The sequence below is a fragment of the Amycolatopsis orientalis genome (assembly GCF_000943515.2).
GTDB classification, from domain to species: domain Bacteria; phylum Actinomycetota; class Actinomycetes; order Mycobacteriales; family Pseudonocardiaceae; genus Amycolatopsis; species Amycolatopsis orientalis.
In genome coordinates this window covers 4812621-4828773 of sequence record NZ_CP016174.1, presented here as the reverse complement: position 1 = coordinate 4828773, position 16153 = coordinate 4812621, and the positions used below count along the sequence as shown (strand labels likewise).

The following is a 16153-nucleotide window of genomic DNA, read 5'->3' as shown; positions in this document are numbered from 1 at the left end:
GGAGAGCAGCGATGGCGTGATGGAAGGATTCGCTGAGCATCGCGGCATGACTGGATGTTCGTGCGTCACACCGGCCCGGCTCAGCCGAGCACCGTGCCCGAGTTCGCGGTGTTCCGGTCGCGCTTACGGGAGAACGCACCCAGGTCGATTTCCAGGCCGGTGCGCGGGGCACGGAACCGGACGGGGGTCGCGTCGTGGTCGGCTCCGTTCTCCACCTGGTCGATCAGCTCCGTCATCAGCTGCCCCACGACCGGCGCGTTCTTGAACTGGTTGCCGCTCGTTCCGATCGCGAGGTAGAAGCCCTGGAGATCGGTGCGGTCGTAGATCGGAGTCCAATCGTCGGCGACGTCGTAGACGCCCACCACGCCGCGCGCCCGGTTGGGCACCGCCAGATCGGGCAGTCGCCGCGCGGCCCGCGTCACCTGAGCCTCGAAGACCGCGGCCGTCGGGTGGATGTCGACGGCGTCCGGGTCGTCGGTCCACTGCAGCGGATCACACTCCGGTTCCGTTCCGCCGACGAGCAGGCCCCCTCCCGCTTCACCGCGGAAATAGGTGCCCAGATCCATGTCCGCCACCACGGGCCCTCCGTAGCCCTCCGGGACCGGCACGTGCGCCACTTCCTGCCTCATCGGCCGCACCCCGACCGTGAAATCGGAACCCACGCCGGCCAGCCGGTTCACCGCGCCCGACCACGGACCGGCCGCGTTGACCACGACGGCACAGGGAATCCGGGTGCCGTCCGACAGCCGCACCGACGTCACACGCCCGTCTGCCTTCTCCACTCCTGTCACCGCGCTGCGGAAGCGGAACTCCGCCCCACCCGCCGAGGCCGCGGAGGCGAGGTTCACGGCGGCGAGGCCCGGATCTGAGACGTAACCGGCGTCCGGGGTGTACACACCACCGAGCGAGTGTTTCGCGTCTTCCCAGAATTCCTCGTCGTCGAGCCGCTTCGGCGGCCAATAGCGGCCGGCGTCGATACCTGGGACGCGCTCGGCCAAGGTCGCGCTGTCCCATTCCTCGTAGGGAACACCGATCTCGTCGAACAACGGAAGCCACGACGTACGCGGAGCCGCCTCGACGTCCAGCATGACCAGCCCACTCTTGCGGAACATCGCGAGGTCGCCGACATCGTGCCCGAGGTGGCCTGCCCAGTCGAGCCAGCCGAAATGCGCCTCCCAGGCCGTCGCCACCCCGGCGGTGGTGGAGAAGTTGAACCGGACGATCGCACTCGATGCCGAGGTCGACCCCTGTCCGGCTCCTGGGGCCCGATCGAGCACGATCACCTGGTGCCCCGCCCGCGCGAGCTCAAGGGCGATCGACGAACCGATCACCCCTGCCCCGATCACGACCACATCGGCACTACCGGGCACGGCAGGTCCTGAGGTAGCTGAGGAACGATGCCTGCAGGCCGGTCACATGCGTTTCGCGCAGGACCGCGCTGGTGATGGCTCCGCCGAGTGAGCCGAGGCGGTGCAGGACGGTGGCTGTGTTCTTCGTGAGGTTTTGGTAGATGGCCAGGTCTCCGAGCAACTCTTGCTCGTTGAGGGTCACGTGGAGCTTGGCAGCGGGCTGGGTGTCTCCCATTTCTTGGAGCTGGGCGAAGATCTGACTGTCTTCGCTGGCGACGCCGGGGCTGCCCGCTCCGATGCTTTCGAAGAGGGTGTTGCCGGTGAGCCATGTGTAGAGGCTGAACAGGCCGCCGTAGGAGTAGCCGAAAAGGCCGTGACCGCTCGTGGCGGTGCCGTAGTCGCGTTCGATCCGCGGGTGCAGTTCCGCGGTGAGGAAGTTCAGGAACGCGTCGGCGTGGGTGTCGCGCAGTTCGTCGAGGTAGGCGTCGGATTCCTCGCGTGTCCTCGCACCCGCTTGAACTCCCATCTCCACGGCGTCGACGAGTTCCTTGGCGATGGGCTCGCCGGGTGGCACGAGGTCTCGGTTGCGTAGCCGATCCCAGTGCTGGGCTTCTTCGCCCGCGTAGCCGATGCTGACCTGGATGTAGGGCTGGATCCGCTGCATGGGGTCCGCCTGGGTGATGATGAGCGGAGCCGTCAGGCCCACAGCCCAGTTGCCGTCGAGCACATACACGGCAGGCGTTCGCGTCGTGGCGGGGTCGTAGCCCGGTGGTGTGGTGACCCAGATGCCGTAGTCGTGCCCTCCGCTGGAGCGCATCTCGAAGTAGTCGGTGTCGGCGAGGCAGCCGTGCCACATGGTGCTCATCGGAGGTCCTTCACGATTCGGCCGGCCTTGAGAACGAGGACGGCATTGGCGGGATCAGCGAACAGCTCCGGGTCTTCGACCGGGTTGCCGTTCCACAACACGAGGTCGGCCTGTGCGCCGGGAGCGATGACCCCGACTTGGCCGGACAGGCCGAGAATCTCGGCGTTGGTCTTGGTGGCCGCCACGAGAGCTTCCATCGGTGTCTCGAGTTCTGCGCGCAACCTGAGTTCTTCGCCTCGACGGTGCTGAGCCGGGCCGATGAGGTCGGAGCCCAGCCCGATCCGTACTCCGGCCTCCTTGGCGACGGCGAGCGCCTCGGTCATCCGCTCGCGGACACCCAGTACACGATCGCGGGTCGATTCGCCGAGGCCGGCTCCGGCGGTGTCGTGCAGGAGTTGTTCGACGACGGCGAACGTGGGCACGAGGGCGACGTCGCGAGCGACCATCAGGGCGGCCGTGGACTCGTCGAGGTCGGTGCCGTGTTCGACACAGCGCGCCCCGGCCTCGACCGCGTTCCGGATGCCGTCGTTGTTGTGGGCGTGAACCGTCACGTAGGTGCCCCGTGCCGCGGCTTCCTGGACAGCGACGGCGATCTCCTCGACGGTGAACTGGGTGTCGGTCAGCCGGTCGTGAGCGCCGACCACTCCGCCGGTCACGCAGAGCTTCAGGAAGGAGGCTCCGCGACGAAAGGCTTCGCGCACGTTGGCTCGCAGCTCATCCGCGTTGCCCGACATCATCGACAGGGCGCACAGCCCCGGAACGTGATGGCTGCTCCACAGCTCGGTGGGTTCCCAGTCGGCCCCGTAGTAGCCGTGCCCACCGGTCTGGCACTGAACCGGTCCGCACGACAGGACGCGCGGCCCCCTGACCTTGCCCTTCGCGATCGTGGTGACGAGGCCGCCGTCGACCCCACCGGTGTCCCGGACGGTGGTGAAGCCGGCATCGAGCGCCGCGCCGGCCGTGGCGAAGATGTCCGCCGCGATCTCCGCGGCACTGATCTGAAACGAGAACTGTGGCTGGATCGGACTCGACAAACCCAAGTGGACGTGGGCGTCGATGAGGCCGGGCGTCATCGTGAGGCCTCCGGCCTCGATGCGCTCGCCGCGTGCACCGGAGGCACCGACCTGGGTGATCTGCCCGTCTTCAAGGGTGACGTCGACGTCGACTGGTTCGCGACCCGACCCGTCGACGACCGTCGCGCCGACCACCTGAAGACGTCCCACGAGTCGTTCCCTCCACCGTCGCGAGCCGGCTGCGACCATGTGCGAAGCACCAGGGCACCATCAGCCGTTCTTTTCCAATGGATAAACTGTGGGAGTGATCTTGTCAAGCGCGGAACGCAAGGGCGACGCACGCGAGCGTCTCCTGGCTCGGCTTCTCGACGCCTTCGACGAGGACCTTCCCGCGCCGGAGGTGTCGCTTCGTGAGATCGCCGCCCGGACCGGGACCAGCCACGCCCTCCTGCGATACCACTTCGGGTCACTCCCGGGCGTGTTGGCGGCCATGCTCACGGCACAGCGATCCCGGGACAACGAGGCGCTTTTCGAGGCCGCGCGGTACGGCACCTTCGACGATCTCGTCGTGGCGATCTGGCAGACCTACACCCGGCCGGAGCAGCTGTCGCGTGTCCGCGGCTTCTTTCACGTCGTAGGACTCGCCGCGTACAGCCCACAGGACTTTCGTGAGTTCATCGACTCCCTCGACGACCTGACCACGATGCTGGCCTCGCTCGCGGAACGCGAAGGGGCCGATGCCAAAGAAGCGCTGACCCTGGCCTCCGTCACCATCGCCGCGATGCGTGGCTTGCTCCTCCAGGAGATCCTGACTCCTGGAGGAGCCTCGGAGGACGCGGTCGCCTTGATTTTGCGTATGAGCAAGGACCGATCCGTTCCACGGACACGCCCCGGGCTTTGAGCAGGTAGTCGCCTTTCGCCACAACCTGAGCTTTCTCGACGCCTACCTCCCGAACGATGTCGGCGCCCGCTTCAACAGCATCGCCGTCTTCCGTGGGGTTCTCGCAGCTTGCGTTCGCCGCGCGATCGTGTGACCGCACTGTGCAGACCGTTGATTTGAGCGAAAGCTGCTCACCGTGCGACGCGTGCGGACATACTCCGCAGTGTGGATCTCTTCATGTTCTTCACGGCCGTGGTCATGGCCGTCCTTGTCGGCGTGTCGCTGCTGGTGGCGTTCATCAGGAAAGGTTCGGTGGCCACCGTCGCGATGACCGCTCGGCGAATCAAGCTGCACACGGCGGCGCCGCCGGAGATGGTCTATACCTGGCTCACCCAGTACTGCCCGACCGGGTATTCGGTCGAGGATCACGATGCCACCCGCGGCATCGTGATCCTGTCGTCCCGACCGACGGCCTTCACCTGGGGCTTCTTCTATCCGGCTGTCATCCACGCGGAGGGCGCCGGGACGCGCGTGGACGTCGGGATCAAGTCGAAGCTGATCCAGTACGGGCCGTTGGTCACGCGAGCGCACGGGAAACTCGCGCACGCACTGGCCGGTCTGACCCAAGGCCACATCGAAGGCGGCTGACGGAAACGATGCAAAGGATCGGCCCGCCGGGTCGTCGCGGAGGGGCTGCCGTGGCTGGGGCACGCAGAGCGGTCGCCGCCGCTTCGGCCGAGTTCGGTCGGTATTCGCTCACGGCATCGGATATGTCCGGGTGGTGTCCATGGACACGGTCATGACGTAGCGATGGCGGAGGCGAAACTCGATCGCCATGGCACGTGCCCCGACATACGATCGCGAAGAGCCCGCCCAAGACGTACCTACCCGGTAAGGGTACGTCCTGCCCGTCGCATGGTGAGGGTGGTAGCCCGTTCGAGCCGGGCCGGGTCCGGGGAACTCACGCCTCGACGGGAGGTGTCGGGGTTCCCACCAATGCGTTCATCGGCATGGGCGCGGGTCGGTCGTCCTGACGGAAACCGGCCTCGACCCCGGTGTCCACAAGAGACACCTTTCCGGATACATTTGTCCAACTTGAGCAGTTCGCGTGGTTTCGGGATGGGGTCGTGAGTGATAAGTAGCGTTCTAACGCTCTTTATCACTCACGACCCCCTTCGGAACCGTACTTCTAGGCATCGAGCCGTTGGTAACTATCCCTTGTGGACAGACATGGGGCGCGCGGGCCGAACAGACGTTCACGAGGTCAGTCAGCCGCTCCTCGGCATGAGGGGACGTTTGATGCCGTCGCGGGCCCTGGCCGCTATCGTGTTGATTCGTCGAAATCCGGCGAAGCCGCCAGCCGAGCGATCCCTGAATCGACTCATCACAGCCGGCGGTCTCCGTCACGCCGGTCAGCGGCGGACGCGGTAGCGGATGTGGGTGGCCTGCGGGGTGTCTATGACGCGAATGATGTCCAGGGTCACGAGCGAGGGCAGCAGGTCGAAGAGCCGGCGGCCGGCCCCGAGCAGCACCGGGATGTGATGGATCTGCACCTCGTCGAGCACCCCTGCCTCGATCGCGCGCTGCGCGACGTATCCGCCGCGTACCTGGACGTCCCGGTCCCCGGCGGCGGCCTTCGCCTGTGCCATGGCGCTTTCGATTCCGTCGGTCACGTAGGTCACCAACGGGTAGTTCCATCGGGCGGCCGGGCCCGGCCGCCGGTGGCTGGGTACGAAGATCGGGGCGCCGTTGTGGTCACCGCCCCAGTGGTCCATGAGTTCGGCGGTCCGCCGCCCCGCGAGGACGGCACCGGCGGCGTTCCACTCGGCTTCGAATTGTCCGGCGGGCCCGCCGGCAGCGAACCAGTCGTGGAGCAGCTCGCCGTTCTCCCCGCCGAGGAAGTCGTGGGGATCGGCGATGTACCCGTCGAGTGACATCGACATGTCAAGGATGGATGTGGACACTTCGGCCTCCTGTGGTCTCAAGACAGCGGGTCATCGGTGGGCGCCATCTGTCCAGGCGTCGAACGGCCGATGCCGGATTCGACACGGCTCGCCAGGAATCTTGGACCGATTTCTCGCGCTGGATGAAGGTCATCATCCCAAGCAAGCCCGGGAGACGGCCGGTGCCGGCCATCTCCCGGGCTTTATGCCCGATTGACGCTGCTCGACGTTCGAGGTCGGCGTTGTGGGCGGAACAGCTCAGTCCTGCAGGCGACCGCGCAGCCGAGTGTGCACGGCGGCGGCGAACGCGTGCGGGTCGTCCGACGGATCGCCCGGGATGTCGACAGGGGTCACGGTCTGGCCTTCCTGGGCCTGGACTCCCGTCTGGGCGGTTTCGTCCTCGGCGGGGACGCTGAACCCGAGCACATTGCCCTGGGCGTCATGGACGATGTCGATTCTGGCCATGGTCAATCCCTCCTATTACCGGCTGGGGGCCGTGACGGCGGTGGGCTGGTAATAGACGTAGTCGGATCCATTGTTGCGCAGATGAACCCACAGCGTGTTGTTCTTCGCCCACTCCTCGACGATCTGGATCGAGCCGTCGGCGGGGGACCAGGCGGTGGGGACGATGCTCATCCTCGACCAGTGTCCCCCATCGAAATTCCAGGTGAACCATCTCCACTCTTCCTGGCCGGGAGCCAACGCGATGACTCCCCACTGAGTGAAATCGACTTGTACGGCCATGGACTGATCCCTTCCGTGCCTTGGCGATGAACGTTGCGACTGCCCTCGATACCGACGATCGCAAAGACCGGTGATGCGCGTCCACGGCCATCGGGCACCCGTGGGGGCAGGAGGATTTGCCCACGAAGGACCCCGCCGCCTGCCGACCCCGGTGCCTTGACGCGCCGACGATCTCCTGCCACTCTGGGTGTGACAAATGGCGTAGATATGTCACAGGCATGAGTCCGTGTCGATACGCCTGACGCGAACTCGATCACTGAGGGGATCACGATGAGACGTTCTTTGACCGTATTCGTCATTGCGTTGCTCGGTCTGATCGGAGGCGGCTTCGCGGCGAACGTGGCCAACGCGAGCGGATTCGGCGAGATATGCAACAACTGGAGTGGCTGTGCCGCCGCGGACATGTCCTTCTCGAACCGTTCGGCCACGATCCAAGGATACGTTTTCGACGACAAGAATGAAGGATCGACGACTGTCATGTTCGAGTTCTACGCGGGAGGTGACATATACAGCACGCAGACTCGGACCGCGAACAGGGAAAAGCGTTCGTTCAATTTCACCGAGGCGGGGCCGGTGGGCGGATTCGACTTCATTCGCGCCTGGCTGATTTGGAACAGCGGCAGTGGTAGCTACAAATGGCTCGGTGATCACCGGAATCGGGGGTGACACGTCAAGCCCTGCTTGGATGAACAGGTGTCCAGCGGTGCGGTCGCGTCGAGCGGAAGTCAACCTGTGCGGTAGGGATGTCGTCCTGGAGCCGGACGCGCCTCGGACATTTCGACGGCTATCGTTCCGTGTGCGCCCACCGACCTGGTTGAGAAAGATCGCCCCCGAAGTGGCCGACGCGCTACTCGCCGTGTTCATGATCGGGTTCACGGTCGAGGCAGGCTCCGCCGTCGACCTTCCGGGGTTCAGGCCGTTCGACGCGACCGGTGCTGTGCTGAGTGTGCTGGTCAACGCGCCGCTGGCGGTTCGGCGCCGGGCGCCGCTCACCGTCTTCGTCCTGTTGCTGGCCGGGTGGGCCGGTTATCTGATCCCCGGGTACTGGCCGGGCGTCAGCGCGCTGGCACTGCTGCTCGGCCTGTACACCGTCGCCGCGCACCGGTCCCTCCAGGTGACGACGGTGTGCGCCGTGGCCACGCTGGCGGCCGAGACTTACGCGGCCTGTCACTCGCAGCTGATCGGCTCGACGTGGACGGCGGTGTTCCAGAGCATGCTGCTGACCGGCGTCGCGTGGGGTTTCGGCGCCAACGCGGGGCGCCTTGCCCAGCGCAACGGCCAGCTGCGGGTGCTGACCGGGCAGCTGCGCCGCGAGCAGGAAGACCGGGCGCGGCGGGCCGTGACCGAGGAGCGGGTCCGCACCGCGCGCGAGCTGCATGACGTGGTGGCGCACCACATGTCGGTCATCGCGGTGCAGGCGGAAATGGCGCGATACGTGTTCGAGTCGGATCCAGCGGCCAGCCGGACGGCGCTGGACGTCATCGGCCGCACCAGCAGCGAGGGCTTGGACGAACTGCGGCGCATGCTGACGGTGTTGCGGTCCGGCGAGGACGACGACACCTACGTACCCGCTCCCGGGTTGGAGGGCCTGGAGGAACTGGCGGCGAGAGTCGGTGCCGCCGGCGTGCACGTCGAGATCTCCGTGCGGGGGAAGGTGCGCTCGCTGCCGGATGGGGTGGGACTCTGCGTCTATCGGGTCGTGCAGGAGGCGCTGACCAACGTGGTCAAGCATGCCCGTCCGGCCAGGGCGTGGGTGTCGCTGGCCTACGGCGCGGAGGAAGTGTCGGTCCGGATCGCCGACGATGGCCGCTCCGAACGGTTCCAGGAGAGCGCCGGACACGGCATGATCGGCATGCGCGAGCGCGCCGAGCTGTACGGGGGGACACTCGTGGCAGGCGCGGGCGCGGAAGGGGGTTTCGTGGTGACGCTGGTGCTTCCGCTGGCGGCTGGGGGAGTCGGTTCATGATCGAAGTGCTGGTCGTCGACGACCAGGATCTGGTCCGTGCCGGATTCGTCGCGCTGTTGCGGGTCGCGCCCGGCATCACGGTCGTCGGTGAGGCCGCCGACGGACAGGAGGCGGTGGACCTGGCGGCACGGCTGCGGCCCGACGTCGTCTTGATGGACATCCGGATGCCGGGGACGAACGGGGTGGTCGCGACCGAACGCATCCTCGCCGCGGAAAGCGACCGCCCGACACGTGTGCTGGTGCTGACGACCTTCGACCTGGACGAGTACGTGTACGCGGCGTTGCGCGCGGGGGCTTCGGGCTTCCTGTTCAAGGACGTCCGCGCGGAACGGCTGGTCGCCGCGATCCACACCATCGCGGCGGGGGAGCAGCTGTTCGCCCCGTCCGTCACGCGGCGGCTGATCGAGGCCTACACGAACCGGCCGGACCGGCCCGCCGCGGCTCGCGGACCCGGGCTGGACTGCCTCACCGCAAGGGAGACCGAGGTGCTGCGCCTGGTCGGCAAGGGGATGACCAACGGCGGTATCGCCGGCGAGCTGGTGGTGAGCGAGTCCACGGTGAAGACGCACGTGAACCGCGCGATGACGAAACTCGGTCTCTCCAGCCGCGCGCAGATCGTCGCACTGGCCTACGAGTCCGGTCTCGTCACGCCCGGCGCCTGAGGCTTCCGGAAGGCGAACCCGGAAGCCTCAGGACAGTTCATCGCCCGGCTTGCAGGGCCCGCCAGGTGTTCGCGCCGGCTATCCCGTCGGCGTCGAGCCCCCGGGAGGCTTGGTAGCCCTTGACGGCCGTGGTGGTCTTCGCGCCGAATTTGCCGTCGACGGTCAGATTCGCGGCCGTGGCGGCGTTGAGCGACCGTTGCAGCCGGAAGACGGCTTCACCGGACGAGCCGTCCTGAAGCTGCGGGGTGGTGCCGCGGGCCAGCAGCGCCGTCCAGGTGTGCGAGTCCACCGAGCCCGCTTCCGCGAGGCCCACCTGCGCCTGGAACCGCTTCACCGCGGCCACGGTCGCCGGATCCAGGACACCGCTGGGGTCACCGGCACCCGTGTCCTGCCCGGCGGCGCGGAGCAGGCATTGCGCCGTCTTCACCTCGGGCCGGGTGACGCCGGGCTCGAGCCGTGGATAGGGGCCGTCGACGCCGACGTTCGCGCAACCGCGGGAGCGGGACACCAGCTCGGTCGCGGCTCGCTTGCCCTCGGTGGCCGCGTCGGCGGCGTCGTGGATGGGCGACGCCTTGACCCCGGGGAAGACGATGTAGTCGACGACCCTGCCGGACACCCCGCCCGAACGCGGGTCGGGATTGATGCCGAGCGCCTTGGCCAGCGCGTAGGAGCCCTCGCCGATCGCGCCCGCCGGGCCGACGTCGCCCACGACGGCATAGGCGACCCTGCCCTGGTAGACGACCGCGGCGACGGTGCCACCGGTGATGCCGGAGCGGGCGTAACTCCAGGTCGAGCTGATCCCGGGGACCACGATGTAGGGCAGTTTCTCGGCGTTGAGCGGTTTGCCGTCCGGCTGTGACCACGCGGTCTGCCCCTGCCAGGAGGGATCGGTCGAAGCGTTGCACTTCTCGGTGCGCTGCCCGTCGCAGTCGACCGTCATCCCGGACCGCCAGTGCACCGCGCCGCCGGTCGCGCAGACGGGAACCGTGCGCGTGCCGCCGCTGCGCTCGGCGTACTTCCCGGCGGACACCTGCTGCGCGCAGTTCGCGACCACCGCGCTCAACTCGGCGCCGGTCGGATCAGCGGCCGCGGCCGCGCTCGCCTGGTTCGCCGTCGCGAGGCCGCCGAGGACCAGCATGGCCATTCCCGCTATCGCCGTCTTCAGCCGCATCGCACGCCTCTTCTCTGTCCACAGTGGAGTTTCATTTGCCTGCCTGCAACGCCGCCCAGGTCTTCGCGCCGACGATCCCGTCGGAGGTGAGGCCTTGTGCGCTCTGGTACCGCTTCACCGCGGCGGTGGTGTTCGGCCCGAACCGGCCGTCGTGTTCGAGACCCGCGTCGAGGGCGGCGTTGAGCGCGCGCTGGAGGCGCAGCACCGCGTCTCCGGAGGCACCGTCCTGAACCTGCGGCGTCGTGCCCCTGGCCAGCAAAGCCGTCCACGTGTGCGAGTCCACCTTGCCGAGGGAGGGGAGGCCGACGCTCGCCTGGAACTGTTTCGCGGCCTCGGCGGTCGTCGCGTCGAAGGTGCCGGTGGGGCCGTTCGCCCCGGTCGGGAATCCGGCACCGGTGAGCAGGCACTGCGCGGCTTTGACCAGGTCGCCGGTCGCGGCCGGGGCGAGTTCGGGATAGCGCGGGTGGTCCAGGCTCACCGCCGCGCAGGTCTTGGCGTCGCCTTCGACGACATTGCGGTACCGGATCGCGGTGAACCCCGCCGTCCGCTCGGCCGACCACGTGCGCTGTGACGCGACCGTCCCGGAGCGGTACTCCTCCCACACCACCGCCTGGGTCTTCGCGGCGTCCGCCCACCGGATGAACAGCGCCATGTGCTGGTGGGCGCTGGAATGCACCCACAGGCTGTCGCCAGGCAAGAGGTTCTTCTTGTCGATCCGGGTGGCGACCTGCATGATGTCGCCCGTCCAGCGCGCGGTCTTCAGCCCCCAGGCCATCGACACGTAGCCGGAACAGTCCTGCCGATAGGTGCCGTACTGATTGGTGTGCTTCGCGTCCTGGCTGTAGGGCACACGCTCGTCGATCCAGCTCTTCGCTCTGGTCAGGATGTCTTCGCGGGTCAGTTTGAGATCGGCGGCGGGATGCCCGGCGGACTGGAGATCCGGTTCCGCGTTGGCGAGCCGGGGTATCGGCTGGAGGAGTCCACAAAGGACCAAGACGGCGGCGAGGACGCTCGCGGCTGTGGTTCGCATGGGCTCAGCATCGGAGTACGCGGCGGGGAGTGGCAAAGGTTTTCGCCCACCCCAAAGGGTGCTGAACCACCACACGCGCGCGCTCCCACGCGTTTCGTCCTCTGCCGAAGCAGGGTCAACCCTGGCGGTAGGCGAGCCAGTCCTGCGCGGTATTTGTGCCTTCGACGGTGTCGGGGGAGGCCGCGGATCCCCTAACATCGGGCGTCGCAAAGGGGGTCTGCCAGGCGCCGTGGTTCCATCCGTCGCCTGCCGGCATGAAGGTTCGTTTCAGGGGGATGTCATGTCGTATGTGCTTGTTTTCGATGACCAGGAGCGCGGTTCCCGTGGGGGACGGCCGTGCTGAGGATTCATTTCACGCCCGAAGATCTGGCCAGGACCCGGATCAGCGCGGCACCGCAGCCGATGTGGGAGATCCTGCTCAGCATGTACCGGCTGCGAGGCCGCGAAGGCGGGGTCATCTTCGAAGAATGGCGAAGATCGGTGGCGCGGGCGGCACACGTCACCACCCGGCCGCTGGCCGACCTCGCCGCCCACTCCGGCTACGCGGTCGATTTCCTCACCCCGACCCTGCGGGACCTCTCGCTGGCGGAAGGGCTCGAAGCGCTGCGTCGCACCCCGAAGAAACGGCTTCGGGCCGATCTGGCCGTCCTCGCCGGGAGCCGACAGCTCCCTTCGTGGACCGTGGGTCTCGCCGAGGGGAGACCGGAGACGCTCACCCGGCTCGCCGACTCGGTCGAGCGGTACTTCACGGCCTGCCTCGCGCCGTACTGGGTGCGGGTGTGCGGCCGGGTCGAGCAGGAACGGGCCAGACAGGTGAAGACGATGACCGAGGAGGGGTGCGAGGCGCTGCTCGCCCGGGTGCATCCGACGGCGCGGTGGAACTATCCCGTGCTGGAACTGGATTATCCGGTCGAGCACGAACTGCGCCTGAACGGGCGGGGGCTGTGTCTCGCGCCGTCCTTCTTCTGCTGGGGGCTGCCGACGACCTTTTTGGACGGTGAGCTGGAACCGACCCTGGTGTACCCGATCGAGCACAAGGTGGGCTGGTCGGGCGACGGGACGACGCACCGGCCGCTGACATCCCTGCTCGGCCGGACACGGGCCCGGGTCCTCGAGACCATTGGGGAGCGCCCCGGCACGACCACCGAAGTGGCTTCCCGCACGAAGACCAGTCTCCCGACGGCGAGCCAGCAGGCCGCCACGTTGCGCGCGGCCGGGTTGATCACCAGCAGCCAGAACGGCCAGTCCGTGCTGCATTCGATCACCCCGCTCGGGCTCGCGCTCCTGGCGGAAGGCTGAGCGTCCGGGGCCCGGTCGCGAGAGCTTCGCTGCCGGGCCCCGGACTCCGGTCACGGCGTCTGCAGGCCCGGACGGCCTTCCTCGATCACATACGAGCGCAGAGTCGTCCCGGCTTCACCGCGGATGGTGACCTTTTTGACGGCCCGGAAGTCGACGTCCATCTTGGTCTGGCTCAGCTTCGCGCGGACGTAACCCCGGTGCTGGGAGTAGAACTTCAGGTGCGGGTTGTACTCCTGGCCGGGGACGACCTTGGGGTCGGGGTCCACGCCGTCGCCGCCGGAGGAGACGGAACTGGTGACCAGTTCGGTCCCGACCACCGGGGAGCCCGGATTGGTGTAGTCCACCTTGAGTTCGTTCGCCCAGGCGCGGTGCACGTCCCCAGTGAGGACCACCGGGTTGCGGACACCGCGCTGGACCCAGCCCTTCTGGATGCGGTCACGGGAAGCGGGGTAGCCGTCCCAGCCGTCCATTCCGGACGCGCCGTTCCCGTCCACCCGCCGGGCGAAGAAGACCTGCTGGCCGATCACGTCCCACGTTCCCTGCCGCTGGGAGAACCCGTCGAGCAGCCAGTTCTCCTGCGCGATGCCGGGCAGGCTCCGCGACGGATCGCCGGCCTCCGGGCAGTACTTCCAGCCGTCGCCGCACGCCTGATCGCTCCGGTACTGGCGGGTGTCGAGCATGTGGAAGGTGGCCAGCTTGCCCCAGCGCACGCGCCGGTACAGCTGGATCTTGTCCCCGTTCGGTTTTGCCCCGCCCCGGAGTGGCATGTTCTCGTAGTACGCCTTGTAGGCGTCCGCGCGGCGCTTGGCCCAGCCGTCCGGCAGAGGGGGTTTGTCGTTGTCCCGGTTGCCCGCGGCGTAGTTGTTCTCGACCTCGTGATCGTCCGGCACGACCAGCCAGGGGGCGACGGCGTGCGCGGCCTGGAGGTCGGCGTCCATTTTGTACTCCGCGTACCGCTGCCGGTAGTGGGCGAGCTTGGTGAGTTCCGCCTTGTTCTCGTGGTAGCGAGGGCGTTTCCCGTCCACCTTGTTGCTGGTTTCGTAGATGTAGTCACCGAGGTGCAGGATCAGGCCGGGCCGGTCCTCCGCCATGCGGCGATACACGGTGTAGTAGCCGTCTTCGTAGTGCGCGCACGAGGTGAAGGCCATCAACAGGTCGCGCCCGAACGTGTCGAACGCGGGAGCGGTGCGGGTGCGGCCGACGGGCGAGATATGCCCCGCGGCGCGGAACCGGTAGTAGTACTCGTAGTCCGGCTGCAGCCCATTGACCTCGACGTGCACCGAGTGCGCGTCCGCGTACACGGCGGTGAACTGGCCCTTCTTGACCACGTTCGCGAACTTGTCGTCGGTCGCGACCTCCCAGTCCACCGCGGTCGACGTGGTCGGCATCCCACCGTTGCCGTCCTTCATCGGGTCCGGCGCCAGCCTGGTCCACAGCACGACACCGTCGGGCAACGGGTCGCCCGAAGCGACGCCGAGCTTGAACGGGTAGGGCAGCGCGGCGCTCGCCCGGCCGCCCAGTGCCACCGCCCCCACGGTGACCGCGGTACCGAAGACGAACGTCCGTCGGTTGAACTTGCTCATTTCCCCATCCCTACTTAGGTGTTTCCAGGTTGTCGTCCAGTACCGCGGAGTTGCCCGCGAACGGCGCCCCTGGGCCGAAAGCGGTCTGCGTGCCGATCTGGGCGCGGCCGAGCTTGCGGGCCGCGGTCACCGTGAGCGCGTTGCCCCTCAGCCCGGTGTTCAGCACGAACATCGCTCCGGTCTGCGGGCTGCCGTCCTCCCACGGGGCCGAGACGGTCAGTTCCGGTTTGCCGTCCCCGGTGATGTCGAGAATCCGCAGGCCGTACCCGAAACCCTCGCCCGCGGCCGCGACGGCGTTCACCGGCGCGGTGTTCTCACCGACCGCGGTGGCGGGGAAGGACGACAACCCGGTCGCGCCGCCGCGCAGCAAGCACAGCGCTCCGGTGCGGTTGTCCTCCTTGAGCACTCCGACGGCCAGGTCGTCGAAGGTGTCGCCGTCGAGGTCGCCGACGGCGAGGGAACCGCCGAACTGGTCGTTCGCCTCGGGGCTGCCCGGGATCGCGTCACCGGACTGGTCGATCACCTCGACCGCGGTGGTCAGCCCGGCGTTGCCGCCCCGCACGGAGACGAGCGCCCCGGACCCGGCCGGGCCGCCGCGACGGCGGTCGGCCTGGATGACCAGATCGGCGTTGGCGCCGCCGTGGAACCGGCCGATGACCGCGCCCCGCCATTTCCCCTGGGTGGCCGCGTTGCCCACGCTGACGTACGAGGACGCCTTGGCCGACAGCCCGCTCGCCGAGCCGTGCAGCAGGTGGACCGAGCCCCACGCGTCGGCGGTCCCGGTGATCACCTCACCGGCCGAGACGACGGCGAGGTCGTCCCGTTTGTCGCCGGTGACGTCCCCGGCGGCGAGCGCCCAGCCCATCAGGTCGCCCGCCTCGGCCGCCCCGGCCAGATCCGGATCGTCCTGGTTGAACGCGATCGCGTTCCGAGCGGTGAGCCCGGCGCTCCCGCCGTAGAGGATCCACACGGCGCCCGCGCGTGCCTTCGTCTCGATCGCTTCCCCTGGTGACCCGATGCCGAGGTCGGCGTAGCCGTCCCCGTTGAAGTCGCCGGTGGCCAGACCGGCGCCGAACAGGTCGCCTGCCTCCATCACCCCCGGAACGTCCGCGGTGTCCTGGTTGATCGTCCCGAGCGCGCCGGGAAGGGCACGCAGATAGGGCGCGGTGCGCTGGCCGTAGAGGACGCTGACCGTACCGGCGTTCGCCAGGCCGTTGACCGACTCTCCCGGGTTGCCGATCGCGACGTCGGCCAGCCCGTCCCGGTTGAAGTCGCCGGTCGCGAGGGCGGCACCGAATTTGTCGGAGGCTTCCATGCCCAGCCCGACACCGGCGGTGTTCTGGTTGACCAGCGCGGAAGGGGCGCTGGGCAGGGTGGCCCCGCCGGGCAGAACCTGCACGGAGCCGCCGAGGTCGTTGGGCTTGAGGGAGGTGTCGCCGCTGTAGGTCAGCCGCGCTCCCGTGGACAGCACGAGGTCGGCGACGCCGTCCCCGTTCACGTCCGTCTGCGGGGTGGCCGCGAGTGCCGCGGGCATCGGTGCGGCGGCCACCGGGGACGTCACGAAGGTCAGGGCGGCCGCGGCCGCCAGTACGGGAAACCATTTTTTCGCCACGCTGGACGACGGTAGGAAGCGGGAACGAGGGTGGAC

The 16153-nt window shown here is 68.1% G+C and carries 16 protein-coding genes; 6 read left to right on the top strand and 10 right to left on the bottom strand.

Features of this window, described 5'->3' with window-relative positions:
- Positions 1 to 80: 80 nt before the first annotated feature.
- The 3 genes from SD37_RS21145 to SD37_RS21135 are packed head-to-tail and all read right to left on the bottom strand — an operon-like array spanning position 81 to position 3437.
- Complete coding sequence (locus tag SD37_RS21145) at positions 81 to 1370, bottom strand: NAD(P)/FAD-dependent oxidoreductase (RefSeq protein WP_065912912.1); 1290 nt, start codon at positions 1368 to 1370, stop codon at positions 81 to 83.
- On the bottom strand, positions 1360 to 2214 hold the full coding sequence (locus tag SD37_RS21140; protein ID WP_044856616.1) for an alpha/beta hydrolase: 855 nt from the start codon (positions 2212 to 2214) through the stop codon (positions 1360 to 1362). Before SD37_RS21140 ends, SD37_RS21145 begins: the two co-directional genes overlap by 11 nt.
- A complete protein-coding gene (locus tag SD37_RS21135) occupies positions 2211 to 3437 on the bottom strand; it encodes a metal-dependent hydrolase family protein (RefSeq protein ID WP_044856615.1) in 1227 nt (408 codons plus the stop codon). Before SD37_RS21135 ends, SD37_RS21140 begins: the two co-directional genes overlap by 4 nt.
- Positions 3438 to 3531: 94 nt before the next feature.
- On the opposite strand from SD37_RS21135, the gene SD37_RS21130 reads away from it, so the two are divergent.
- Both SD37_RS21130 and SD37_RS21125 read left to right on the top strand, forming a co-directional pair.
- Complete coding sequence (locus SD37_RS21130; RefSeq protein ID WP_044856614.1) at positions 3532 to 4128, top strand: TetR/AcrR family transcriptional regulator; 597 nt, start codon at positions 3532 to 3534, stop codon at positions 4126 to 4128.
- A gap of 216 nt (positions 4129 to 4344) precedes the next feature.
- Positions 4345 to 4755, top strand: coding sequence for a hypothetical protein (locus SD37_RS21125; RefSeq protein ID WP_065912911.1), 411 nt, complete (start codon positions 4345 to 4347; stop codon positions 4753 to 4755).
- Positions 4756 to 5519: 764 nt separating this feature from the next.
- On the opposite strand, the gene SD37_RS21120 is transcribed toward SD37_RS21125, so the two are convergent.
- From SD37_RS21120 to SD37_RS43200, 3 genes are all read right to left on the bottom strand, one after another.
- Positions 5520 to 6071 (bottom strand): dihydrofolate reductase family protein, encoded by a 552-nt coding sequence (locus SD37_RS21120; RefSeq protein WP_044856612.1) that lies wholly within the window; start codon positions 6069 to 6071, stop codon positions 5520 to 5522.
- A 237-nt stretch (positions 6072 to 6308) separates the two neighbouring features.
- Positions 6309 to 6515, bottom strand: a complete 207-nt coding sequence (locus SD37_RS21115) for a hypothetical protein (RefSeq protein WP_044856611.1) — start codon at positions 6513 to 6515, stop codon at positions 6309 to 6311.
- Positions 6516 to 6530: 15 nt separating this feature from the next.
- Complete coding sequence (locus tag SD37_RS43200; protein ID WP_167369654.1) at positions 6531 to 6686, bottom strand: hypothetical protein; 156 nt, start codon at positions 6684 to 6686, stop codon at positions 6531 to 6533.
- 378 nt (positions 6687 to 7064) lie between these two features.
- Here SD37_RS43200 and SD37_RS21110 point away from each other — a divergent pair, with 378 nt between their 5' ends.
- Genes SD37_RS21110 through SD37_RS21100 form a run of 3 tightly spaced genes read left to right on the top strand, consistent with a single transcriptional unit; the run spans position 7065 to position 9422 of the window.
- Entirely contained in the window at positions 7065 to 7460 is a 396-nt protein-coding gene (locus SD37_RS21110; RefSeq protein WP_145926684.1) for a hypothetical protein, read from the top strand.
- A 19-nt stretch (positions 7461 to 7479) separates the two neighbouring features.
- A complete protein-coding gene (locus SD37_RS21105) occupies positions 7480 to 8760 on the top strand; it encodes a sensor histidine kinase (RefSeq protein WP_083255028.1) in 1281 nt (426 codons plus the stop codon).
- Positions 8757 to 9422 carry a response regulator gene (locus SD37_RS21100; RefSeq protein WP_174567845.1) on the top strand — a complete coding sequence of 222 codons (666 nt, stop codon included), beginning with the start codon at positions 8757 to 8759 and terminating at the stop codon, positions 9420 to 9422. The genes SD37_RS21105 and SD37_RS21100 overlap by 4 nt, the downstream gene beginning before the upstream one ends.
- Before the next feature lie 37 nt (positions 9423 to 9459).
- On the opposite strand, the gene SD37_RS21095 is transcribed toward SD37_RS21100, so the two are convergent.
- Complete coding sequence (locus SD37_RS21095; RefSeq protein WP_044856608.1) at positions 9460 to 10593, bottom strand: peptidoglycan-binding protein; 1134 nt, start codon at positions 10591 to 10593, stop codon at positions 9460 to 9462.
- Positions 10594 to 10624: 31 nt separating this feature from the next.
- On the bottom strand, positions 10625 to 11623 hold the full coding sequence (locus SD37_RS21090; RefSeq protein WP_052675172.1) for a peptidoglycan-binding domain-containing protein: 999 nt from the start codon (positions 11621 to 11623) through the stop codon (positions 10625 to 10627).
- Positions 11624 to 11959: 336 nt separating this feature from the next.
- Between SD37_RS21090 and SD37_RS21085 the strand changes: the two genes are divergently transcribed.
- Positions 11960 to 12922: an ArsR/SmtB family transcription factor gene (locus tag SD37_RS21085; protein WP_044856607.1), complete on the top strand. Its 963-nt coding sequence runs from the start codon at positions 11960 to 11962 to the stop codon at positions 12920 to 12922.
- A gap of 50 nt (positions 12923 to 12972) precedes the next feature.
- Here the strand turns inward: SD37_RS21085 and SD37_RS21080 are convergent, their stop codons facing one another.
- Positions 12973 to 14505, bottom strand: a complete 1533-nt coding sequence (locus SD37_RS21080; protein WP_044856606.1) for an alkaline phosphatase D family protein — start codon at positions 14503 to 14505, stop codon at positions 12973 to 12975.
- A 10-nt stretch (positions 14506 to 14515) separates the two neighbouring features.
- On the bottom strand, positions 14516 to 16117 hold the full coding sequence (locus SD37_RS21075; RefSeq protein ID WP_044856605.1) for an FG-GAP repeat protein: 1602 nt from the start codon (positions 16115 to 16117) through the stop codon (positions 14516 to 14518).
- Positions 16118 to 16153 lie beyond the last annotated feature (36 nt).

What these genes read in the sequence shown, in the direction of transcription:
- SD37_RS21140 (WP_044856616.1), bottom strand. Translation starts at nt 2,214, where the DNA reads ATGAGCACCATGTGGCACGGCTGCCTCGCCGACACCGACTACTTCGAG.
- SD37_RS21125 (WP_065912911.1), top strand. Translation starts at nt 4,345, where the DNA reads ATGTTCTTCACGGCCGTGGTCATGGCCGTCCTTGTCGGCGTGTCGCTG.
- SD37_RS21115 (WP_044856611.1), bottom strand. Translation starts at nt 6,515, where the DNA reads ATGGCCAGAATCGACATCGTCCATGACGCCCAGGGCAATGTGCTCGGG.
- SD37_RS43200 (WP_167369654.1), bottom strand. Translation starts at nt 6,686, where the DNA reads ATGAGCATCGTCCCCACCGCCTGGTCCCCCGCCGACGGCTCGATCCAG.
- SD37_RS21110 (WP_145926684.1), top strand. Translation starts at nt 7,065, where the DNA reads ATGAGACGTTCTTTGACCGTATTCGTCATTGCGTTGCTCGGTCTGATC.
- SD37_RS21105 (WP_083255028.1), top strand. Translation starts at nt 7,480, where the DNA reads ATGAACAGGTGTCCAGCGGTGCGGTCGCGTCGAGCGGAAGTCAACCTG.
- SD37_RS21100 (WP_174567845.1), top strand. Translation starts at nt 8,757, where the DNA reads ATGATCGAAGTGCTGGTCGTCGACGACCAGGATCTGGTCCGTGCCGGA.
- SD37_RS21095 (WP_044856608.1), bottom strand. Translation starts at nt 10,593, where the DNA reads ATGCGGCTGAAGACGGCGATAGCGGGAATGGCCATGCTGGTCCTCGGC.
- SD37_RS21090 (WP_052675172.1), bottom strand. Translation starts at nt 11,623, where the DNA reads ATGCGAACCACAGCCGCGAGCGTCCTCGCCGCCGTCTTGGTCCTTTGT.
- SD37_RS21080 (WP_044856606.1), bottom strand. Translation starts at nt 14,505, where the DNA reads ATGAGCAAGTTCAACCGACGGACGTTCGTCTTCGGTACCGCGGTCACC.